Origin of the sequence: Pseudomonas sp. VE 267-6A (genome assembly GCF_024126555.1) — a bacterium.
GTDB classification, from domain to species: domain Bacteria; phylum Pseudomonadota; class Gammaproteobacteria; order Pseudomonadales; family Pseudomonadaceae; genus Aquipseudomonas; species Aquipseudomonas palmensis.
Genome location: NZ_JAMYBY010000015.1, coordinates 14,985 through 36,959 on the forward strand (window position 1 = coordinate 14,985; position 21,975 = coordinate 36,959).

A 21,975-nucleotide genomic window follows, 5' to 3' on the forward strand; every position below is an offset into this window, starting at 1 on the left:
GGCGCCTAGCCGGGCACGGGTGCTTCAGTGAGGCCAAGTCGAAGGAAGCTCAATGCATCCTTGTAGAGTGGGTGCCATGCGTCGGATGGCTCGCTATGGAGTGGATGCCAGAAAAACCTGAACGCGTGCCCTCCGTCATCCTGGGTAAAGTGAACCCAGGTGTCGGGAAGCTCGTGGGTGACGTGACATTCATGAAATGCCCACACATGCCCGGTTACCTCAGCGCGCCACACGCCAAGATTTCGTCCCACCGTGCCTTGAATTCCGGCTTCCTCGAACAGTTCTCGTACAGCAGCGTCTTCGCTCGGCTCACCTGGCTCCACACTTCCCTTGACCAACTGCAGGCCCGCCAACGGATGCGCGAACGCCAGAATCTCCAACGTTTCACGGCTGCGCAGCACCACCGGGCAAGCTTTATCCACTGCCATGTTGTTCTCCCCTTGGCTCATTGCTGTTGAGTGTTGAGCGCGTCGAAAGCTGAACGATGTCAGCTGCCTTCAACACTGCACGATCTTAAAGCATCCATCCGGCTCTGCCGGGTTTTTGCCTCCCTCCCACGTTCAGGACAAACCAGGCAGCACACTGATGAACCCTGCCCACATGTTGCAGTTTGTTGCCGCAGCCAGATGCCTGGCCTTGAGGTTGACGCAAATCAAGCCGCCGCCTATAGCGTTCGGGAGACCATGGCGGCACGAAAGGAGCGGACCGACAGCAGGCCAACGCCTCGATCCGCATGCGCCACATTGCATAAGGAGCCCCACATGAGCCCGTTGAAGCACGTACTGGTTGCCACCGATTTGTCCACTTCTGCGCGCAACGCAGCAGAGCGGGCCGCACTCCTGAGCCAGGTGCAGCATGCCGCGCTGGACCTGCTCTACGTTGCCAACCCCGCGCCTTACGAGCGCCTCAAGCAGGTTGTGGTACCCGATGACAACCTGTTGAATCGCGTGCTGGAAAGTGCCGGCGAAAACCTGCGTGCAGTGGCTGCCATGCTGTTCCACCGCTACGCCATCTCCGCTGGCACACAGGTCGCGCCCGGTTCGGTGGCTACCGAAATCACCCGTGTGGTGCAAGACAAAAACACCAACCTGCTGGTATGCGGGGCCAAGGGGCAGAACCTGGCGCGCCGCCTGCTGGGCTCCACCGTGCAGCGCATGCTGAGCCGCATGCACTGCCCGATGCTGGTGGTCAAACAGGCCCCGCGCGAGGCGTACCGCCGCGTGCTGGTGCCGGTTGATTTTTCGCCTTCGTCGCTGCGTGCCATCGAGCTGGCAAAAGCCGTGGCCCCGCAGGCCGAAATCATTCTGATGCACGCGTTCGAAGCGCCCTTCGAGGGCAGCATGCGCTTTGCCTACATCGACCAGGACACCCTCACGCACTACCGCAACGCCATCAAGAAGGATGCCGTGGAGCAACTTGCGGCCCTGAGCGAAGCCGCCGGCCTGCCCAATGCTCGGCAGATCGTGGCACACGGCGACGCAGCCTGGCGGATCGTGGAAACCGAGCAGGAGCTGGACTACGACCTGATCGTGGTCGGCAAGCAGGGCGAAAGCGCGCTGGAAGAGCTGCTGGTGGGCAGCGTCACCAAGCACGTGCTGAGCGAATCGCAGTGCGATGTGTTGGTGTCGATCTAGGGTCTGTAGGTAGGGCAGGGGGCCGGAAACGCTTGGCACAGCACACGCGATAACGGTTCTGTCGCAAGCGCCGTGAGGCGTTGGTGGCATCCGCAAGGCCCATGTTGCGGATGATGGCGTAATGGTATTGTTGGCTACCGTTACGCCATTCATCAATCGGCACAGAAGAAGTGCTTCATGATCGACACCGCACAGATGGCCCTGATTCTTGATGCGCTGCCCGACCCTGCCTTCATCCTGTCGCGCAGTGGCAAGTACGTTGCGGTGTTTGGTGGCCGCGACGCGCGTTATTACCACGATGGGTCCGGCCTGATCGGCCTGTATATTTCAGACCTGATCAATGCCGACAAGGCGAACTGGTTTCTGGAGCAGATTGCCCGGGCACTGGCCACGGGAAACCTGCTGGTCGCCGAGTACGAGCTGAGCAACAGGGACGTGAAGGGCCTGCCCGATGAGGGCCCCAAGGACCCCATCTGGTTCGAGGGGCGCATCCAGGCCCTGAACTTCAGGGTGGACGAAGAGGAGGTCGTGCTGTGGGTCGCCAGCAATATCTCCGAACGGCACACACTGGAAGTCAGGCTCAGGGAACTGAGCGATACCGACCAGCTCACCGGTCTGTTCAACCGCAGAAAGCTCGAACATGACCTGAAACTGCACCACGAGTCCCTGACACGCTATCGCGTGCCGACGTCGGTGTTCCTGTTCGATCTGGACAACCTCAAGAAAATCAATGATACCCAGGGACACCACGCCGGTGATCAGATCATCCAGGCGGTGGCCGAGATATGTCGTTGCGCGCTGCGCGCAACGGATTTCGCCTGCCGCCTGGGTGGCGACGAGTTTGTGGTGGGCCTGCCTAATACCGAGCGCGAGCAGGCGCTGCAGCTTGCCGAGCGTCTGCATGAGCGCTTCCGAAAAGAGCTGAGCCGCTATTGGGCAGGCGACACGGTGGTCACCGTGAGCATTGGCGCAACGGCCATGCTGCCCGAGGACCACGCTTACGAGGACACCTTGAAACGGGCCGATCGTGCCCTGTACGTGGCCAAGAGCATGGGCAAGGACCGGATTGTGTGGCTCTGACGCCAGGGTATGGCCAATGTCAGAAAACCCTTGACCTTCCAGACGTGGCAAGTCGGATAAGTACGCGAACGTTGCTTTGCCCCCGCAAAGCAGGTCGACACTCGTGCGAAAGGCCATGTGATGAACGTCAAACGCGTAACCCTTTTCACCGCGGCGCTAAGCGTCGCGCTCACCAGCGTCGGGTGCAAGGAGACGGCACCCGCGACTGAACCCGCCAAGCCTCCCAGTGTTCCGGTAGCCGAGGTGATCGTGCGCCCGGTAACGCCCCATGCCGAATTCACCGGGTCGCTGACCGCGATCAAGCGGGTCGAACTGCGCCCGCGGGTGGCCGGCTACATTCAGGCGGTGAGCGTGCCCGAGGGCCGCATGGTAGAGAAGGGCAGCCAGCTCTTTGTCATCGATCCACGGCCCTTCCAGGCCGCGCTCGACGCCGCCACCGCACGCCTGCAGGAGGCCCGGGCGGCGTGGCTGCTGGCCCAGGCAGACCATGCCCGAGCCCGGCAACTGTATGCGCAAAAGGTCGTTGCGCGGGACCGGCTCGACAGCGCAATTGCGGCGCTCGATGCGGGCCAGGCCCAGGTCGATGCCGCAAAGGCCGCGCTGGACGCTGCAAAGCTCGACCTGAGCTTCACGCGGGTTACTGCACCGATCAGTGGGCGTGTAGGGCAAACCCTGGTCACCGAAGGCAACTACGTCACCAATGGGGTGACGCCACTGACCACCATCGTCTCTATCGACCCCCTGCATGTGTACTTCGATGTGGACGAGCGCACGTACCTGCGCTCGCTCGCATCAAGCCGGCCTGGCGCGGGCGCGCAGGCGGCGAAGGTGAGCGTGGCGCTGGCCACCGACAAGCAGTACGCGCGGCCCGGCCGCGTCGATTTTCTGGCCAACGCCGCCGATCGCAACACCGGCACGCTGCGTGTTCGCGCGGTGGTCGACAACCCCGACGGGCAGCTGACGCCCGGTTTGTTTGCCAAGGTGAAGCTTGAGACCGGCACGCCACAGGCCAGGGTGCTGATCTCGGACCAGTCGATTTCGACCGATCAGGGCAGCCGCTACGTACTGGTAGTGGGCAAGGACGACAAGACCCAGTACCGCCCGGTCGAACTCGGCCCGATGGTGGAGGGCTTGCGCGTGATCGAAAAAGGCCTGCAGCCCGGCGAGCGCATCGTGGTCAAGGGCCTGGTGCGCCCGGACATGCAGGTTACGCCGCAGCCCACCTCGATCGAGGGTTCGCCCGTCAAGGCGCAGCAAACCCTGGGGGCGGCGCAATGACATTCCCGCGCTTCTTCATCGATCGTCCCATTTTTGCCATCGTCCTCTCGATACTGATGATGATTGCCGGCATCGTCGCCTTCTTCCAGCTACCGCTGAGCGAGTACCCGGCGGTCACGCCGCCGACCGTGCAGGTGACGGCGTCCTATCCGGGGGCCAACCCCCAGGTAATCGCACAAACCGTGGCCGCGCCACTGGAGCAGGCGATTACCGGGGTCGAGGGCATGCTGTACATGGCGTCGCAGTCTGCCACCGATGGCCGGATGGTACTGACCATCACTTTCGCCCAGGGCACCAATGCCGATATTGCGCAGATCCAGGTGCAAAACCGCGTTTCGCGGGTTCTGCCGCGCCTGCCGGCAGAGGTGCAGCACCAGGGCGTGGTCACCCAGAAGACCTCGCCGGACATGCTGATGGTGGTTCACCTGCTGTCTCCCGACAAACGCTACGACCCGCTCTACATGTCGAACTACGCCTACCTTCAGGTGCGCGATGAACTGTCGCGCCTGCCCGGCATCAGCGATGTGCTGGTGTGGGGCGCCGGGGAGTACAGCATGCGGCTGTGGCTCGACCCGGACCTGATCGCCGCGCGCGGGCTCACCGCAGGCGAGGTGATCGAAGCGGTGCGCGAGCAGAACGTGCAGGTGGCGGCGGGGTCGGTCGGCCAGGCGCCCAACGCCACCGCCGCGTTCCAGGTAACCGTGAACACCCTGGGGCGGCTGACCGATGAGCAGCAGTTTGGCGACATCATCATTCGCACCGGCGACGACGGTCAGGTCACGCGCCTGCGCGATGTGGCCCGTATCGAGATGGGCGCCGACTCTTACGCATTGCGCAGCCTGCTCGATGGCGAACCGGCCGTTGCGCTGCAGATCATCCAGAGCCCGGGCGCCAATGCCCTGGACGTTGCCCAGGCGGTGCGCGAAACCATGCAGCGGCTGGAGGCGAACTTCCCGGCGGGGCTCACCTCGCGCATTGCCTATGACCCCACGGTGTTCGTGCAGGCCTCGCTGGAGTCGGTGGCCATCACCTTGCTGGAGGCGATCATGCTGGTGGTGATCGTGGTGGTGCTGTTTCTGCACAACTGGCGCGCGTCGCTCATCCCGCTGATGGCGGTGCCGGTGTCGCTGGTGGGCACCTTTGCGGTCATGCACCTGATGGGCTTTTCGCTCAACACCCTGTCGTTGTTCGGCCTGGTGCTATCGATCGGGATCGTGGTGGACGATGCCATCGTGGTGGTGGAGAACGTCGAGCGTCATATCGAGAACGGCGAGGCGCCGGCCCAGGCCGCCAGGCTTGCCATGGACGAGGTGACCGGGCCCATCATCGCGATCACCTCGGTGCTGGCTGCGGTGTTCATCCCCACGGCGTTCCTCAGCGGCCTGCAGGGCGAGTTCTATCGCCAGTTCGCACTCACCATTGCAATCTCGACGATTCTGTCGGCGGTCAATTCGCTGACCCTCAGCCCCGCACTCGCCGGGTTGCTGCTGCAGCCACGCCAGCACGGCATTACGCCCGACCCCCGCAGCCTGCGCGGGCGTGCCCGGCGGTTGCTCGGCACCCTTGGCCGGCCGTTCCAGCGTGCACCGCAGGCCTATGGCAACACGGTGCGCAAGGTGGTCCGGCTCAGCGGCCTGGTGCTTGTGGTGTACGTCGGCCTGCTGGGGTTGACCGCGTTCGGCTTCAATGCCGTGCCACCGGGCTTTGTACCGATGCAGGACAAGTACTACCTGGTGGCCATCGCCCAGTTGCCCAACGCGTCGTCGCTGGACCGCACCGAAGCGGTGGCCAGGCAGATGTCGCAGCTGGCCCTGGATGAGCCGGGCGTCGAAAGCGTGGTGGCGTTCCCGGGGCTTTCGATCAACGGTTTCGTCAACGTGCCCAACGCCGCGGTGATGTTCATCATGCTCGACCCGTTCAAGGAGCGTGCCTCGCCGGACCTGGCTGCAACCGCCATTGCCGGGCGCCTGCAGGCCAGGTTCGCGGGTATTCCCGATGGTTTTCTTGGGGTGTTCCCGCCACCCCCGGTGCCCGGCCTGGGTGCCACCGGCGGCTTCAAGATGCAAGTCGAGGACCGCAGCGGCGCGGGGCTGGAGGCCCTGGTGCAGCACACCCGCATCCTGATGATGAAGGCCACCGAGTCGGGGCAGTTGGCCGGGCTGATGACCAGCCTCGATATCAATGCACCGCAGCTCGACGTGGTCATCGACCGGGCCCAGGTCAAGAGCCAGGGCGTGCGCCTGACCGATGTGTTCGAGGCGCTGCAGGTGTACCTGGGTTCGCTGTACGTCAACGACTTCAACCGCTTTGGCCGCACCTACAAGGTCACGGCGCAGGCCGACACGGACCACCGCATGCAGGCCGAAGCCATCGGCCGCCTGCAGGTGCGCAATGCGGCCGGGGCCATGCTGCCGTTGTCGGCGTTTGTCAGCGTTACACCAAGCTCCGGCCCGGACCGGGTGATTCACTACAACGGCTACCCCTCGGCGGACATTTCGGGGGGCGCAATGCCGGGCGTGAGTTCAGGGCAGGCGGTTGCGCTGATGGAGCGTCTGGCTGGGGAAATGCTGCCTGAAGGCATGACCTTCGAATGGACCGACCTGACCTACCAGCAGAAGCTGGCCGGCGATTCGGCGCTGTTCATCTTCCCGCTGTGTGTGTTGCTGGCCTACCTGATTCTGGCGGCGCAGTACAACAGCTGGCTGCTGCCCCTGGCGGTGCTGCTGATTGTGCCGATGTGCCTGTTGAGCGCGATCATCGGGGTGTGGCTGATGGAGGGCGACAACAACGTGTTCGTGCAGATCGGGCTGATCGTGCTGGTGGGCCTGGCCGCCAAGAACGCGATCCTCATCGTCGAGTTCGCCCGTACCCTGGAAGCGCGGGGGGCGAGTGTGCTGGAGGCGGTTGTGGAGGCATGCCGGTTGCGTCTGCGCCCGATCGTGATGACGTCCCTGGCCTTCGTCGCCGGCGTCGTGCCGCTGGTGCTTGCCAGCGGCTCAGGTGCCGAGATGCGTCAGGCCATGGGGGTGGCGGTGTTTGCCGGCATGCTCGGGGTGACGCTGTTCGGGTTGTTCCTGACCCCGGTTTTCTATGTGGTGATCCGTGGGCTGGCGGCACGTTTCGAGCGGCACACGCCCACAGCCAAGCCTGCCCTTGAGGAGCGCCGTTCATGAGCCTTTGCTATCGAGCTGTTCTGGCGCCCCTGGCCACCCTCATGCTGCTGGCCGGGTGTGCTGCAGTGGGCCCCGACTACGTTGCGCCGTCGCTGCCGGCAACGCAGCTTCCCGCACGCTTCGATGAGCTGCCTGCCGGGCTTGGCCCCGGCAGCGTCGAGGCCCGGTGGTGGGGTGCCTTTGACGAGCCCGCATTGACCGCGCTGGTGCAGCGGGCGCTTGCCGCCAACCATGACATCGCGATTGCTGCCGTGCGGCTCGAAGAAGCCAGGGCGATGTTGCGCGAAAGCCGCCAGGGTTTCCTTCCGCGTGGCGGCCCTGCGCTCAGCTACGAGAACCGCCGCTGGAGCGAAGTGCAGACACCGGCTGGCCAGTCGCGGCAGAACGAAACCTATCGGGGGGCGGTCGATGCGTCCTGGGAAATCGACCTGTTCGGCCGCGTGCGCCGCTCGGTGGAGGCCGCACGCGCCCAGGCCGGTTCGCGCGAGGCGTTGCTGCGCGGGGTTCAGGCGAGTGTGGCGGCCGAGGTGGCGGCCACCTGGTTCGAGCTGCGGGGCATCGAGGCCGAGTTGGCGGTTGCCGCCGATACCCGCCAAAGCCAGCGCGACAGCCTGAGCATGGTCGAATGCCAGGTGAACGCTGGGGCGGCCACCGAGTTCGACCGGCTGCGCGCCGAGGCCCTGTTGCGCTCGGTCGAGGTGAGCGTGCCCGAGCTGGAGCGTCGGCGTGATGCCTCGGTCAACGCCCTGGCGATCCTGCTGGGCGAGCCGCCGCAGCGGTTCACACCACCGGCCGCCGAGCCTGGGGATCAGGCGCTGGCCCTGCGCACGATCGCCGTCGGTGAGCCCACCGCGTTGCTCTGGAGACGCTCCGACATTGCCGCCGCAGAACGCGCCCTTGCGGCCGCCACGGCGCAAATCGGGGTCGAGACGGCGGGCCTCTATCCCGAGGTGCAGGTGCAGGGCTCCATCGGTGTGGTCACCGGAAGCCTCGACGGGATGAGTGGCGCGGGCGCGCTGTCGAGCTTTATCGGCCCGATGATTCGCTGGTCGCTGCTGGACACCGGGCGTGTGCGTGCCCGCATTGCCGCCAGCGAGGCACGCGCCAGGGAGGCGTTGATCGTGTACGACCAGACGGTATTGCGCGCGTTGCAGGAAACCGATGATGCCTTCAAGGCCCACGGGGCTGCGAGCAATACCCTGAGGCTGCGATTGCTCGAATCGGCGGCCAACGGCGAGGCGGCGCGGCTTGCCCGGGCGCGGTTCTCGGAGGGCGAGGGCGTCTATCTGGATGTGCTTGAGGCCGAGCGCGCCGATTACGCCAGCCGACGCGCCCTGACCGCTGCACGTACCCGACAACGCCTGGCGGTTGTGGGCATCTACAAGGCGCTGGGTGGTGGCTGGGAAGTCTGCGCGCAGGCCCGGCAGCCGTGCGACGGCGCCTCTCTCTAGCGTTCCATCAGGCAAAAATAATCCCCGAAACCGGGGATTATTTTCATACGGCTTCCACCAGCGTGTTACTGCTGTTCAGTACCGTCGGGCAACGCATAGGCAATGATGTAGTCGCCCACATCAGGCGAATGGCTCATGCCGCCCGCCGAGATCACCACATACTGCTTGCCGGTCGCCGGCGACTGGTAGATCAACGGCGCTGCCACTGCACCTACCGGCAGGCGGGCTTTCCACACCTCTTTGCCGGTGGCCGAGTCCAGGGCCCGCAGGTAGTAGTCCTGGGTGCCGGCAAAGAACACCAGCCCCGAGGCGGTCGAGGTAGGGCCGCCCAGCGTCGGCATGCCCAGCGGGATCGGCAGGTGGGTCTTGAGGCCCAGGGGGCCGGTGTCCTGCACGGTGCCCAGCGGTACCTGCCACACCAGTTTCTGGGTGTTCAGGTCGATGGCGCTCATGCTGCCGAACGGCGGGGTGTTGCACGGCACGCCCAGGGGGGATTGCAGGATGTCGATTTTTACCCCGCCATAGATGCCCGCCACTTGTGGGCGAATCGTGCCCATGAAGCCCGGCACCTCATCGGTGGAAACCTTGAACTTGCTGGTGTTTTCCTTGGTGACCAGCGCCATGCGCAGCGGTACGCGCATGTCGTTGACGAACATCATGCCGGTGTTTTCGTCGATGGAGATGCCACCCCAGTTCATGCCACCCAGCAGGCCCGGCCATTCGATGTAGGGCTTTTCGGTCGGCGGGGTGAAGGGGCCCACATACACCGAGTCCTTGAACATGATGCGGCAGTACAGCTGGTCGAAGGTGCTCACGCCCCACATGGACTTCTCGGTCAGGGGCTCGGCACCAATCACCGGCATGCCCACCGAGTGCGGTTGGGTCGGTGCCAGGTGTTCGCCTTCGGCGGCGGGGGATGTCGGTACGGGCAGCTCCTGAACTTCAGTCACCGGCTGGCCGGTGCGGCGGTCCAGCACGAAGATGTTGCCGGTCTTGGTGGTCTGGATCAGCACCGGGGTCTTTTCGCCCTGGGCGTTCTTGATGTCGTACAGCACCGGTTGCGAGGGCAGGTCGTAGTCCCACACGTCGTGGTGCACGGTCTGGTACACCCACTTGGCCTTGCCGGTCGAGGCATCGACGGCCACCACGGCCGAGCCGTACTTTTCCTTGGCCTGGTTGCGGTCGCCACCCCAGTAGTCGGGCGGGCCGTTGCCGGTGGGCAGGTACACCAGGTTCAGTGCCTTGTCGTAGGTGGGCACGGTCCACACGTTGGGGGTTTCCAGGGTGAACTGGTGGTCGCTGGCGGTTGCGTCCTGGCCTTCAGGCGCACCGATGTCCCAGGCCCACACCAGCGCACCGGTCACCACGTCGAAGGCACGCACGGCGCCCGACGGCTCCTTGGCGACGATGTCGCGCACCCAGCCGCCGACCACGGTGAGGTGGCCCATTACCACGGGCAGGGAGGTGGGGTGGTAGCGCTTGCTGTTCTCGGTGGGGCCCATGCCTTTTTTCAGGTCGACATAACCGTTGTCGCCAAAGCTCGGGCACAGGGTGCCGGTGTGTGCGTCCAGTGCAAACAGGCGGGCGTCGACCGACGACACCAGGATGCGCTGGCGGCACTGCTGCTCGCCATACGAGGCCTTGAGCTCGGCGCTCAGGCTGTCGTCCTTGTCGATGTCGTGGTAGCCCACGCCGCGGCACGTCACGTGCTCGGCGCTGCGCGCGTGCGGGTCGAACTTCCAGATCGGCTTGCCCGTGTCGGCGTCGAGGGCGGTGATCAGGTTTTCTGGCGTGCATGAATACAGCACGTTGCCGATCTGCAGCGGGGTGTTCTCGTCCACGCCGGCACCGGCGCCCGTGGTTCTGCGGCCGGTGCGGTAGATCCAGGCCACTTGCAGGTCCTTGACGTTCGCCGGGGTGATCTGGCTGAACGGCGCAAAGCGCGTGCCCGAGGCGTTGCGGCCGAAGAACTCCCAGTTTTCCGGCGCGGCGGGGGCTTCGGTCGGCGCAGGCTTGGCCGTGGAGGCGAGCGGGGTGGAGATTGCACCGTGCGGGTAGAACGCCGCCACGAAGGTCGCGATCAGCCCCGCGAACACCGCAAAGCCGAAGCGGTTGGCCAGGCGTCGGGTGCTTGCCGAGGTGCCGGGCAAGGCTGCGCCGACCCACAGGCTGAGGGTCAGGATGATTGCCGGTACCACCAGGCGTGGCAGCAGCTCCCAGTAGCTGAACTGGCCGACTTCGTAGAATGCCCACACACAGGTTGCCAGGGCGATGGCTACCGAAAGGGCGATGCCGGCGCTTTTGCGCAGGAACATCAGCGCTGCCAGCAGCAGGTATGCAACGCCTGCGATCAGGTAGTAAGGCGAGCCATCGAGTGCTACCAGTTTGAAGCCGCCGTAGATCATCGCCAGCGATACGAGCAGCACCAGCAGGGCAAACAGCACCCTTGCGGTGGTGCCGAGTGCAAACTTCCGAGTTTGCGGTTGATGGTCATCCGTCATTTTTTTCATACGTTCCGTTAGTCAATGGAAAGTGCACGCAGGCTCTGCGCAGGGGTCAAGGCATTCAGTCGGCAGCGGTAAAGGTCGAACCCGGGGGGCGTGGCGATCAGCGCGCAAGGGCGTGCGCGATCATTCGATACGGGGGGCGCCGAAGGCTCTGGGAAAGGGTGTTGGCGTTGGGGTGGCCTTTGCGGAGTCGGCGCGGTAGGGCTGCCTGAAAACGGTGGCCAGTTTAGGCGGGCGAGGCGGGGCGGATAAATGCTCAAGGTCGAAAAGCATTGTTGGGGAAACAGTAACAATGGGGACGGTCGGTAGGCCGCGTGTGCGGCCCGTGTGTTTCGTCGTTACTGCGGTGCCGCGTTTGCTTCCATGGCGTCCAGCACGCTGTCGATCAGCACGTTGCTCATTTCCAGCGATTGTTGTGCGGCGATCAGCAGCGTCTTGAACTGCTCGTCGGCGCGTTCGCAGGCTTGGGCGGTGGTGTCCTTGGCGCATTGGATCTGTAGCGACAGGTGGACCAGCGCGTCTTCCAGCTCGATGCCTTCGCACACGGAAAACAGGGGAGGGTGATTGCCGTTGCAACAGCCGAAGGCGGTGTAGACGGGTTTGCGGCGGGTGGTGGTTAGTGGGGGATCGGGGACGATTTTTGTCATTGTGCTGCTCCTTGATCAGTGGAGCTGTCACTCATCGCTGCTAAACGAAAGGGTGGCAGCTGTACGCGGGTTAGCAGACCAGGGATCAAGGAACCCGGCGCGCACGAGTGCGCCCCACGCACAACCGCCATAACACGAGACAACGGGCGATAAAAAAGCGCCAGTTGAACGAGAAACGGGCGCTTTGTGCACCTTGAATTTTTTGACAGGCTGCTAAACCCGACCGCTGGATTTACAGCGGCTCGGAAAGGGTAACGGGGTTTGGGTGGGCATTCAAGGTTTTGAATCGGGGGAAGTGGAGGGGCTTCCATCTCGGCGCTGGTGCACCCGCTATCCCGACCTATGCTGCGTTTAAGATCAATGGCTTAGTGCGTAAAGAGTGCAATGCGTTTGAAAAACGGTGTGAGCCTTCGATCTGATTCTGATAACGAAAGGATGCAGCTATCGATCGGTAGCCCACCTTTGCAACAGGCCGCGACAACCCAAAGCAGGCATATTAGCTTCTGGATCAGTAGGTAGCCCCCGCCAGTCCTAAAATCGAGACGGCGGTTCATTTCCAGCTTTGATCTGTGAAAAGACATGGTCTGGATCTGCCTGGCACCAATATCTGAACAGAAGGCGAGGTTCGGTATCCCCAAAATACCGACTCAGGAGGCTCTCGGCGGGGATTAACAATTTAGTTTCTGGCCATTGCTGAGCTAAAACACCTATGTGTTTGCCAGACGAACAAACAATCCACGTCGCCTTGCCTCCACTGATGTCAGGCAGGTAACCCATACCTTGGATCGCTTCGAACAAAGCGCGCAGTGTTACTGCTGGATCAAGCCTGATTGATGTCCTATGACTTTCCAGATCATCCCCTGCATGCACGCTATCCCGATCAATTTGAATGACCAACATGAATGTTCCTTTTTAGCGTTGTGAGATTACTAGAATGCCAGCGTAGGAATGCCAGCTATCTGTCTACAGTCCGCTTCTGGCCGATTGCGGCCGTTAACCACCGGCAGCCTTGGGTCCGTTAGCGACGGCCGAGACCGTGTTTGCCCAGTAATCTCGAATCGCACTCGCCGCTGCGTTTTCTCCAGCATCACCGTGGCTGCTGATGACCCTCTATGAAGGACGGGCAGTTGTTTGTTCTTCTGCACCTTCAACTGCTGAACAGCCCGACAACCCCTCCAACTGCACATACTCAATGCGGTGCCGTCCGTTGTTTTTAGCCGAATAGAGCTGCTGGTCCACGGCTTTGATGAAGTCTGTAGGCCTGTCCCGCTCGCCTGGCACCACCGAGCCTGCGCCTATGCTGACAGTCAGGCGGTGGTCATGTGGCGATAGCGCATGCACGATGGACTGCTTGTGGATCAACCGCTGGCAGCGCTCAGCCACTTTACGCGCCACCTCGGCATCGGCTTCGGGCAGCAGCACGATAAATTCTTCGCCGCCATAGCGAGCCACAAGGTCGCGTGGGCCATCCAACGCCAAACTCAGCGTCTGGGCAATCGCTATCAAACATTTGTCGCCTTGAATATGGCCGTACAAATCGTTGTACTGCTTGAAAAAATCGACGTCCAGCAACAGCAGCGACAATGGCCGGCGCTCGCGGCGCGCACGTTCCCACTCCAACTCGAAACAGCTGTCGAAGCGACGACGGTTGGCGATATTCGTCAGGCCGTCCTTGAACGAGAGCACCTCCAGTTCCTTCTGCAAACTCAGCAACTGGTCTTCGGTCTTCTTGCGTTCGCTGATGTCGAACATGAAGCCGATCAGTGCTTCGACTTCGCCCCTGTCATTGCGCACCACGTGCACAACGTCGCGGATCCACACATAGCCGTTGTCCTTGGTCAGCGCTCGGTAGTCCGCCTCGTGGTCCACGCCAGCCTTGGATTGCGTCACGCAGAAGTTCACCACATGCTCGCGATCTTCTGCATGCATGCGCATGGCCCAGTCTTCCACGCTCACCCAACTTTCAGGGCTCCAGCCCAGCAACGCCTCGATCTGAGGGCCGATGTAGGTGAACTTCATCGAGGCCCAGTCAATCTTCCAGGGAATCGCCTTGGTCGACTCCAGAAGGGTTCTGTACACCTCACTGTCATTGACAAGCTCGCTTGCATCGGACATACACGATAGCCCTCGGAACCCTATGGATAAGCCACTTTAGCAGCACTGGCAGGGCAAGTACTGCGTACCGAGCCATGGGTCGGTACATGGCGACATGGAAGAGGTTGCGGGCACGCTGAAAGCCCTTCGTATTCTGCCTGGCCGCCAACGGCCGCTCGGCCAGCAACTCACCCACCGAGCGGCAACCCGTTTCACACGCCAGCTTCGCCTATTTCAACGGAACGTAGATATCCGTCTGCCATTGATCCTGCGGTGTTTCGGGAAACACGCTCAGGTAATGGAAGAACAATGGGTGATCGCGTAGTTCTTCGTTACTGGAGGGTAGCCAGTCGCGGTAAAGCGGGTAGATGGTTTCCCCGATGTAGTCAGGCGACCCCGTATGGCGAATCACGGCGCAACGCCCAGCCGGGATGATCCGTTCATGCACGCCGAATTCGTTGGGCAGCACGGCCTCGTCTATCTCGCCGCAAATCGCGAACCTGAAGGCCTCTGCGGGCGTGGTATCGGGATTGTCATAGGGGATGCCAAACGAGCGGCTCACGGCCACTGGCGACTGACCGCTCTGCATGCGCCACTGACGAAAACGACTGACGCTTTGACTGACGAGGCCGGGCGCCCCGCAATGTTCAAGCGCCGCCACGCGGGTTTCGGCGAACGTCACGATACGGATCTGCATGGTGATACTCCTGGAAAAGTGAGGGACAACGAAGACCGCATTCCAGACCTGCCAGCTCGGTGCCTTGGCGAACGCACTCGGCGCCATGCCAAAGGCGCGCCTGAACGCCCTTGAAAAGGCCTCGGGGCTTTCGAAGCCAGCACCCAGTGCTGTCTCCAGCACGGACTGACCCGGTGAACCGACCAGTTGATGCGCAGCGCGCCGAAGCCTCATCAACTGCACATACTGTGCAACCGGCACGCCTACATACGCCGTGAATTGCCGGTGAAAATGAAACACCGAGAAGTTGGCGACGCGGCTCAGTGCATTCACCGAGAGATCGCCCTCGAGGCAGGTATCGATATAGGCGAGTACGGCGTCGAACCGTTTTGCGTAGGCATGGCTGTTGCTTGAGTCGGTCACCGAACAAAACCTCCTGAAGATGCGGTGAGCAATAGCATCCGCCTTTGCCCCCTCGTCGTGCCTAGCCGGGTTTGCTCTGATAGGGGTTGCTGCCCCTATGCAAGCCGAGCCAGTTCCCGCGCCACCATCGCCGCCTGCTGTGCACTGGCAACATTGGTAAACCCCATTACCAGCCCGTGCCTGGGCGCACCTGCCAGGTACCACTGCGATAGCGGCTCCACCGCCAGCCCGGCGGCCCGTGCGCGCTTGGCCAGTTTTACATCGTCCACGCCGGGCAAACCGGCTACCAGGTGCATGCCGCCTGCCTGGGTATCGATCAGCAAACGCTCGCCCAACTGCTGCTGCAATGCCTCGATCAGCCATTGCCGGCGCCGGGCGTACAGATTGCGCATCTTGTTCAGGTGCCGCGCAAAGTGGCCTTCGTTGATAAACGCCGCCACGGTGGCCTGCAGCAGGTGAGGGCAGTGGTTGTGCAGCCGGTCGGCCTGGCGGGCGAAGGCCTCGCATTGCTGCGCCGGCACCACCAGGTAGGCCAGACGCAATCCGGGGAACAGCACCTTGCTGAAGGTGCCGGTGTAGAGCACGCGGCCCTGCTGGTCGAGGCTCTTGAGGGCGGGCAGGGGCTTGCCGCGATAACGGTATTCGCTGTCGTAGTCGTCCTCGATGATCCAGCTGCCTTGCCGGTTGGCCCACGCCAGCAGCGCCAGCCGGCGCGGCAGCGACAGCGACACGCCCAGCGGGCTCTGGTGGGTGGGGGTGACCACGGCAAAGCGCGCATCCACCGCGCGGGCGATGCCCTGTTCCACATCCAGGCCCTGGTCGTCCACGCTGACGGGCACCAGCTGCGCGCCGGCTTCCTGCAGGGCGTTGCGGGCCATGAAGTAGCCGGGTTCCTCGAGCCAGCAGCGGTCGCCCGGCTGCATCAGCGTATGGCAAATCAGGTCGAGGCAGGCGCGATAGCCGGCGCACACGAACACCTGCTCGGGGCGGCAGGTGATGCCCCGCGAGATGCCCAGGTAAGTGGCAATCGCCGCCCGTAGCGGTGCGTGGCCGCGTGGGTCCGGGTACACCAGGCTTTCCAGGCCGCCTTGACGCAGTTGCCGGCCGGCCAGCCGGGTCCACAGCTTGCGCGGGAAGGCGTCCAGGGCCGGCAGGCCCATCTGCAAGGGCAGTGGCAGCTCGCCGGAATGGGTGGTCGGGTAGGTGCTGGCGGATACGCCAGGGCCTAGCTGGGGTGGGGCAACCGGGGTCAGTTGCGGGGTGACCACCGTGCCGGCGGCGCCGCGCGCCATCAGGTAGCCTTCGCCGATCAACAACTGGTAGGCCGCCTCCACGGTGCCCCGCGCCAGGTTCAGCTCGGCGGCCAGGGCACGAACGGCCGGTACGCGATCACCTGGGCGCAGGCGGCCGTCGGCGATGGATTCGCGAAAGCGCTGGTAGAGCTGGCGATAGATCGGCGCCTGCTGGCTGCGGTCCAGTTCGAAGGAAAGCATCTTGGCCTAGTCGTTTATTCATTTTTCGGCCCTGTAGCTTAAGCCATTGCTTGCTTAAAGTGGGCGCTCTTGAAAAGCGGACGACGACCATGGCCTACACCCTTCAACACCTCGAAAGCCACGCAGCCTTTGAAGCCAGCTTTGAACTGATGCGTGTACTGCGCCCGCACCTCACCGACCTGGCCGACTATGTTGCGCAACTGCAGCGCCAGGCCGCCCAAGGCTATCGCTTGCTGGCAGCATGGGAGGGTGAACAGGTGGTGGGCCTGGCGGGCTACCGTCCGCTGGAAAACCTGTTGTACGGGCGCTTCATCTATGTCGATGACCTGGTGGTAAGCCCCGACCTGCAACGCGGCGGCCTGGGCGCGCAGTTGCTGAGCACCGTGCGTGACGAGGCGCTGCAGCGCGGTTGCGATCACTTCGTGCTGGATACCGGCCTGCACATGCCGCTGGCCCAGCGCTTCTATTTTCGCCAGGGGCTGCTGGCCCGTGGCATGCACTTCACCCAGAGCCTTAAGCCGGGGAGCCCGCAATGAACAACGTACTGCTGCTAAACGCCAGCCCGCATGGGGCGGTGTCCCATGCCAATCAACTGGCGCTGGAGCTGGCCGCCACCTTGCGCCGGCGCCACCCCGAGCTGCAACTGATCGAGCGTGATCTGGGCGCGAGCCCGCTGCCCCCGCTCGATACCGATTACGCCCGCGCCCTGACCACCCGCACGCCATTCGACGCACCCACTTTCGAGGTGTCCGAGGCGTTGATCCAGGAACTGGAGCGCAGCGATGTGCTGCTGATTGCAACGCCTATGCACAACTTCATGCTGCCGGCCGCGCTCAAGCTGTGGATCGACTACGTGTTGCGCATTCACCGCACCTTCAGTGCCGGCCCGCAGGGCAAGGTCGGTTTGCTGCGCGACCGCCCGGTGTACGTGCTGGTGGGCTCCGGTGGCATTCACCAGGGCGAGGCGGCGCGCCAACCAGACTTTCTCACGCCGTACCTGCGCCATGTACTCAACACCCTCGGGCTGTTCGACCTGCACTTCACCTACCTGCAGGGCCTGGTGGGCAGCGAGCAGGCGGTGCGTAGCGCAATCGACGCCGGCCGCGCGCGCCTGGCGCTGGAGCCCTTGTTCAACCCACAGGTTTGCGCCTGATCCCTTTCACTTCACTGGAGTTTCACCATGAGCCAACTCAGACTGCCGTTCGCTTCCCTGTCGCCTGAGGCCTACCAAGGCCTGCTCGCCACCAACAACGCACTGGCCGCCAGTTCTCTGGGCCTGCCATTGATCGAACTGGTGTACCTGCGCATTTCGCAGATCAACGGCTGTGCCTTCTGCCTGGGCAAGCATTCGCAAACCCTGCGTGACAGCGAGGTGGCGCAAGCCAAGCTCGATTGCCTGGCCGGCTGGCGCATCAGTGGGCTGTTCAACGAGCGCGAGCGCGCCGCACTGGCCTGGGCCGAGACGCTGACCCACGTCAGCGAAAAGGGCGCCCCCGATGCGTTGTACGAGCCCTTGAAAGCGCATTTTTCCGACGTCGAGATTTCCGACCTGACCTTGGCCGTGGCGTTGATGAATGCGTTCAACCGGCTGGCCATCGGCATGAACCTCTGAGCGCGTTCTACTGTTGTGGGTGCAAGCGCCGGCACGGCATCATGGCGGTTCATCAATCAGGACAATGCCATGGTCACCCCGACGCTTCATCTGATGTGCGGCAAGATCGCCTCCGGCAAGTCGACACTGGCCAAGGCCCTGGCAACCGAACACGCGGCGATCTTGCTGAGTGAGGATCACTGGCTCTCCAGGCTGTACCCGCAGCAGATCCACTCGGTGGCCGACTACGTGCGCCTTGCCCGCCAGGTGCGGGCGGTGATGGGGCCGCTGGTTACCGACATGCTCAGGGCGGGCACCAGCGTGGTGCTGGACTTTCCGGCCAACACGCCTGCCGATCGCCAATGGCTGCGCGCCCTGGCCGACGCCGCACAGGTGCCGCACTGCGTTCACTACATCGAGGCAAGCGATGAGACTTGCCGGGCCAGGCTGCACCTTCGCAACGGCCGCGCCGAGCATGAGTTCGCCGCGACCGACGCCGAGTTCGATCTGATCACCAGCCACTTTCGGGTGCCCGACCCCGAGGAGGGGGTCAAGATCAGCGTTCACCGGCTCTGACCCTCGGCGCGCGCAACTCAGTAGAGTTCGATCAACTGCCGGTCGATCGTGGCACCCGGCATCATCTGCAAAAGCCCGGTGCCCAGTTCGTCAGCCGCGGCTTGCAGTGCCTCCAGGGGCATTGCAGGCAGGCTTTCGAGGATGAACCACATCTGTTCTGCATCGGCGTCCAGGCGCGTTCGGGTTCCCTGGCGCCAGTTCCAGCGCCGACACGTCACACCCAGGTCGTCGCGCCAGATCACTTCACCCTTGTCGGGCGATTCGTTGGCGGCGCTGCCGTCCTTGATGGTGTCGAACAGCTCCGTACCGGTGGCAACGGTCAAATGCGGCACACCTATGTAGGCAGCGAAATTCTCGCCGCCGACCGGCACGGCGAACCTGAGGCTGATGGCGTTGTACAGGTCGACAATGGGGTCGATGCTCGGCAGCACGGCGTCGCGCAGCACGCGCTTGCGCAGTGCCTCGGCCGAGCACGGCGTGCGCTGCGGCTTGGCGCCGAACAGCCGGAAGGTGTGTGCCCATGCCGCAAGGTGCGCCTCTGCCCAGTCCGGGGCGCCGGCCGTGACCGCCTCACAGGCCTGCGTCAGGGCGTTGGTCGCCACCTCGGGCCGGGTGATCGGCGTGGCTTTGACGCAGATGCTCATGGCACGGAACCCAGGTGCTATCTCTGCAATCTGCGGGTCAAGAACAGGCACGACAAACGACATGTATTTCTCCAGAAGGCAGGGGGAGCAGAACAGGTGCGCATTCTTGAACGGTGAGCCGTATCAGATCCAATGATTAGGCCTCATGCCTTATCAGTTCTTCTTATCCTGCAGATGGGGTGGCGCACGCACCTGTGTATTGCACACGCTCGGCGGCTTGTATGATGTCGGCCGGTTTTGGGCTTTGCAGCAAGCCCTGTTCAACGGAGTGGCAGTTGCAATGATTGTGGTAGTCGAAGGTATCAGCGCCAGTGGCAAGACCACCTGGTGCACAAGTCACGCCGAGCAACAGTTGATTGCCGAAAACGGGCGTTTTGAGAACGAGCCCGATCGCGCGGCAGATCCGTTCGGGGCGGCTGCGTTCTGGGCCGAACGCAACGTCGATCGCTGGCAGGCGGCGCTGGCCATGGAGCAGCGCCGTTCGCGGGCCGTATGCGACAGCGACCCGCTCAAGCTGCATTACATCTGGAGCCTGTGGCAGATCGGCGAGGCCAGTGAGCGCGACTGGCAGGTGGAACTGGACGCTACCCGCCAGACCTTCGCTCAAGGGAGCATCGGTTTTGCCGACGCCTACCTGGTTGCGCGCATCGACCCGCAGCTGGCACGGGAGCGGGCCCGGGCCGACAGCACGCGTCGGCGCAGCAGGTTCGAGCTGCACGTGCGCCTGCAGGAAGCAGTGCTGAACTGGTACGGCGCCATCGAGCAGGTGCTGCCTGGCAGGGTGCAATTCGGTTTGCCCGCGCAGTTGCCCACGTTGCAGCGCCTGGAAGGGCGCTATGCGCTGGAGGCCTTTGACCAGATGATCGCCTCGCTACCCAGGCCACGGCATGTTTGACGACTATCTCAAGCGCTGGCAACTGACTGTCGATGGCGAGCCGTTCGACTCGCTGAACGGCACCCTGCTGCCGGTGCGCCAGCAGGGCAGGCCAGCCATGCTGAAGATTTCGCACGTTGCCGAAGAACAGGCGGGGAGCCTGCTCATGGCGTGGTGGCAGGGCGAGGGGGCAGCGCCGGTACTGGCTCACGACGGCCAAGCCCTTCTTATGGTGCGCGCGCAAGGTACGGATGCACTGACGCAGATGGTCAAGGACGGGCACGACGAGCAGGCCACGCGCATCCTTTGCGCGGTTGCCGCCCGCCTGCACGCACCGCGCGCCACGCCCATGCCCGCTCTGGTGCCACTGGAGCAGTGGTTCGAGGGGTTGTGGCACGGGGCCGACAGGCACGGCGGTCTTCTGCTGCACTGCGCCAGCACCGCCCGCGAACTGCTGGCCGCGCCGCGCGATGTGGGGGTACTGCATGGCGACATCCACCACGGCAACGTGCTCGATTTCGGCGCAGCCGGCTGGCTCGCCATCGACCCCAAGGGGCTGTATGGCGAGCGGGGCTTCGATTACGCGAACATTTTCTGCAATCCCGATGGTGAGCAGGGGCTGGTACCGGGGCGCTTCGCGCACCGGGTCGAGATCGTCGCCAAGGCCAGCGGCATGGAACCTCGTCGGTTGTTGCAGTGGGTGCTCGCGTGGACGGGCCTGTCGGTCAGCTGGCTGCTCGAAGACCATCAACCGCCGGGCGGCACCCTTGAGGTGGCGAAACTGGCCGCAGCGGGGCTTGGTTATATGGAGTGACTGCGCTCCATGCGGGTCGATTGATGGAGCGCTGTCGCTCCGTTTGAAACCACAGGCGTGCAGGTGGGCTGCTGCTGGCCGACGATCGTGCGCGATGCATCAGCCAGATCGCGTTTGCAGGTTTTGCTGGCGCTGCGCGCCAGTTCGCGGGGCAAGGCCCGCTCCTACGCCCTTCGGGCAGAAGCCCCAGCGCTGTAGGAGCCAGCATTGCTGGCGAACGAGCGCGAAGCGGTCGCAGAACCTGCGTGTGCGGTGCATCAGCCAGATCGCGTTCGCAGGTTTTGCTGGCGCTGCGCGCCAGTTCGCGGGGCAAGGCCCGCTCCTACGCCCTCCGGGCAGAAGCCACAGGGTTGTAGGAGCCAGCATTGCTGGCGAACGAGCGCGAAGCGGTCGCAGAACCTGCGTGCACGGTGCATCAGCCAGACCACCCGCAACCCTCGCGCCTAACCCTCGGCAGCCCCTTCCAGAATCCTCGGCCCCGGTCCATCCTGCCCCAGCGCATCCCCCGGGTTGCGCAACGGGCAATCATCCAGCGACAGGCAGCCACAACCGATGCAGTTGTCCAGGCTATCCCTCAATGCCTCCAGCGTCCGGATGCGCGCATTCAGGTTCTCGCGCCAGGCCGATGACATCTCACCCCACTGCGCCGCCGTCAATTTGCTGTTGGGCGGGTAGCGGCTCATCGCATGCTTGATCTCTTCCAGCGGAATCCCGGTGCGCTGCGCTACCTTGATGATCGCGATGCTGCGCAGCACCAACGCCGGAAATCGCCGCTGGTTGCCGGCATTGCGCGTGCTGGCGATCAACCCCTTGGACTCGTAGAAGTGCAAGGTGGAAATCGGCACGCCACTGCGCCTGGCCACCTCGCCGATGGTGAGCGAGCGCGCACCATCCATCGTCTTTTCTGCCGCCACGTGTGTTGACCTCAAGTTAAGTTGAGGTTTTATAGTCCGGCCCGATCTTTCCTGCAACCGCTTTGCCGTGCCGATGCCAGCCGTCGGCACGGGATGCGCTGTGCAG

Annotated in this window: 21 protein-coding genes; 11 read left to right on the forward strand and 10 right to left on the reverse strand. The window is 63.6% G+C overall.

Annotation, left to right across the window (positions count from 1 at the left end; genetic code table 11):
* Positions 1–5 precede the first annotated feature (5 nt).
* Complete coding sequence (locus NJH59_RS17985; RefSeq protein ID WP_236176356.1) at positions 6–428, reverse strand: NUDIX domain-containing protein; 423 nt, start codon at positions 426–428, stop codon at positions 6–8.
* 333 nt (positions 429–761) lie between these two features.
* Between NJH59_RS17985 and NJH59_RS17990 the strand changes: the two genes are divergently transcribed.
* From NJH59_RS17990 to NJH59_RS18010, 5 genes are all read left to right on the forward strand, one after another.
* Positions 762–1,634, forward strand: coding sequence for a universal stress protein (locus NJH59_RS17990; protein WP_253087120.1), 873 nt, complete (start codon positions 762–764; stop codon positions 1,632–1,634).
* A gap of 177 nt (positions 1,635–1,811) precedes the next feature.
* Positions 1,812–2,714 carry a GGDEF domain-containing protein gene (locus tag NJH59_RS17995; RefSeq protein ID WP_054916663.1) on the forward strand — a complete coding sequence of 301 codons (903 nt, stop codon included), beginning with the start codon at positions 1,812–1,814 and terminating at the stop codon, positions 2,712–2,714.
* A gap of 120 nt (positions 2,715–2,834) precedes the next feature.
* On the forward strand, positions 2,835–3,992 hold the full coding sequence (locus tag NJH59_RS18000; RefSeq protein ID WP_054916662.1) for an efflux RND transporter periplasmic adaptor subunit: 1,158 nt from the start codon (positions 2,835–2,837) through the stop codon (positions 3,990–3,992).
* A complete protein-coding gene (locus NJH59_RS18005) occupies positions 3,989–7,165 on the forward strand; it encodes an efflux RND transporter permease subunit (protein ID WP_253087121.1) in 3,177 nt (1,058 codons plus the stop codon). Before NJH59_RS18000 ends, NJH59_RS18005 begins: the two co-directional genes overlap by 4 nt.
* Positions 7,162–8,616, forward strand: a complete 1,455-nt coding sequence (locus NJH59_RS18010; RefSeq protein WP_253087122.1) for an efflux transporter outer membrane subunit — start codon at positions 7,162–7,164, stop codon at positions 8,614–8,616. The genes NJH59_RS18005 and NJH59_RS18010 overlap by 4 nt, the downstream gene beginning before the upstream one ends.
* A gap of 65 nt (positions 8,617–8,681) precedes the next feature.
* Here the strand turns inward: NJH59_RS18010 and NJH59_RS18015 are convergent, their stop codons facing one another.
* The 6 genes from NJH59_RS18015 to NJH59_RS18040 all read right to left on the reverse strand — a co-directional run bounded on the left by NJH59_RS18015 (position 8,682) and on the right by NJH59_RS18040 (position 16,456).
* Complete coding sequence (locus tag NJH59_RS18015) at positions 8,682–11,117, reverse strand: membrane-bound PQQ-dependent dehydrogenase, glucose/quinate/shikimate family (RefSeq protein WP_253087161.1); 2,436 nt, start codon at positions 11,115–11,117, stop codon at positions 8,682–8,684.
* 344 nt (positions 11,118–11,461) lie between these two features.
* Entirely contained in the window at positions 11,462–11,770 is a 309-nt protein-coding gene (locus tag NJH59_RS18020; protein WP_078480308.1) for a DUF3077 domain-containing protein, read from the reverse strand.
* Between the two features lie 531 nt (positions 11,771–12,301).
* Entirely contained in the window at positions 12,302–12,670 is a 369-nt protein-coding gene (locus NJH59_RS18025) for a hypothetical protein (protein WP_253087123.1), read from the reverse strand.
* A gap of 210 nt (positions 12,671–12,880) precedes the next feature.
* On the reverse strand, positions 12,881–13,885 hold the full coding sequence (locus NJH59_RS18030) for a sensor domain-containing diguanylate cyclase (RefSeq protein ID WP_253087124.1): 1,005 nt from the start codon (positions 13,883–13,885) through the stop codon (positions 12,881–12,883).
* A gap of 208 nt (positions 13,886–14,093) precedes the next feature.
* Entirely contained in the window at positions 14,094–14,963 is an 870-nt protein-coding gene (locus NJH59_RS18035) for an AraC family transcriptional regulator (protein ID WP_253087125.1), read from the reverse strand.
* Between the two features lie 95 nt (positions 14,964–15,058).
* The gene (locus NJH59_RS18040) at positions 15,059–16,456 is read right to left on the reverse strand and encodes a PLP-dependent aminotransferase family protein (RefSeq protein ID WP_058540087.1); all 1,398 of its coding nucleotides are present in this window, start codon (positions 16,454–16,456) and stop codon (positions 15,059–15,061) included.
* Between the two features lie 89 nt (positions 16,457–16,545).
* On the opposite strand from NJH59_RS18040, the gene NJH59_RS18045 reads away from it, so the two are divergent.
* The 4 genes from NJH59_RS18045 to NJH59_RS18060 all read left to right on the forward strand — a co-directional run bounded on the left by NJH59_RS18045 (position 16,546) and on the right by NJH59_RS18060 (position 18,623).
* Positions 16,546–16,992: a GNAT family N-acetyltransferase gene (locus NJH59_RS18045; RefSeq protein WP_253087126.1), complete on the forward strand. Its 447-nt coding sequence runs from the start codon at positions 16,546–16,548 to the stop codon at positions 16,990–16,992.
* Positions 16,989–17,609: an NAD(P)H-dependent oxidoreductase gene (locus NJH59_RS18050; RefSeq protein ID WP_253087127.1), complete on the forward strand. Its 621-nt coding sequence runs from the start codon at positions 16,989–16,991 to the stop codon at positions 17,607–17,609. Before NJH59_RS18045 ends, NJH59_RS18050 begins: the two co-directional genes overlap by 4 nt.
* A 27-nt stretch (positions 17,610–17,636) precedes the next feature.
* Positions 17,637–18,068: a carboxymuconolactone decarboxylase family protein gene (locus NJH59_RS18055; protein WP_043861401.1), complete on the forward strand. Its 432-nt coding sequence runs from the start codon at positions 17,637–17,639 to the stop codon at positions 18,066–18,068.
* Positions 18,069–18,137: 69 nt separating this feature from the next.
* Complete coding sequence (locus tag NJH59_RS18060; RefSeq protein WP_043861400.1) at positions 18,138–18,623, forward strand: ATP-binding protein; 486 nt, start codon at positions 18,138–18,140, stop codon at positions 18,621–18,623.
* A 17-nt stretch (positions 18,624–18,640) separates the two neighbouring features.
* On the opposite strand, the gene NJH59_RS18065 is transcribed toward NJH59_RS18060, so the two are convergent.
* Complete coding sequence (locus NJH59_RS18065; RefSeq protein ID WP_104572342.1) at positions 18,641–19,330, reverse strand: B3/4 domain-containing protein; 690 nt, start codon at positions 19,328–19,330, stop codon at positions 18,641–18,643.
* Between the two features lie 217 nt (positions 19,331–19,547).
* On the opposite strand from NJH59_RS18065, the gene NJH59_RS18070 reads away from it, so the two are divergent.
* Both NJH59_RS18070 and NJH59_RS18075 read left to right on the forward strand, forming a co-directional pair.
* The gene (locus NJH59_RS18070) at positions 19,548–20,162 is read left to right on the forward strand and encodes a hypothetical protein (protein WP_123752547.1); all 615 of its coding nucleotides are present in this window, start codon (positions 19,548–19,550) and stop codon (positions 20,160–20,162) included.
* A complete protein-coding gene (locus NJH59_RS18075; RefSeq protein WP_253087128.1) occupies positions 20,155–20,955 on the forward strand; it encodes an aminoglycoside phosphotransferase family protein in 801 nt (266 codons plus the stop codon). The genes NJH59_RS18070 and NJH59_RS18075 overlap by 8 nt, the downstream gene beginning before the upstream one ends.
* Here NJH59_RS18075 and NJH59_RS18080 read toward each other — a convergent pair.
* Positions 20,943–21,110: a hypothetical protein gene (locus NJH59_RS18080; protein ID WP_158255587.1), complete on the reverse strand. Its 168-nt coding sequence runs from the start codon at positions 21,108–21,110 to the stop codon at positions 20,943–20,945. The two genes, NJH59_RS18075 and NJH59_RS18080, sit on opposite strands and share 13 nt — an antisense overlap.
* Before the next feature lie 288 nt (positions 21,111–21,398).
* Entirely contained in the window at positions 21,399–21,851 is a 453-nt protein-coding gene (soxR, locus tag NJH59_RS18085; RefSeq protein WP_054914623.1) for a redox-sensitive transcriptional activator SoxR, read from the reverse strand.
* Positions 21,852–21,975: the final 124 nt, after the last annotated feature.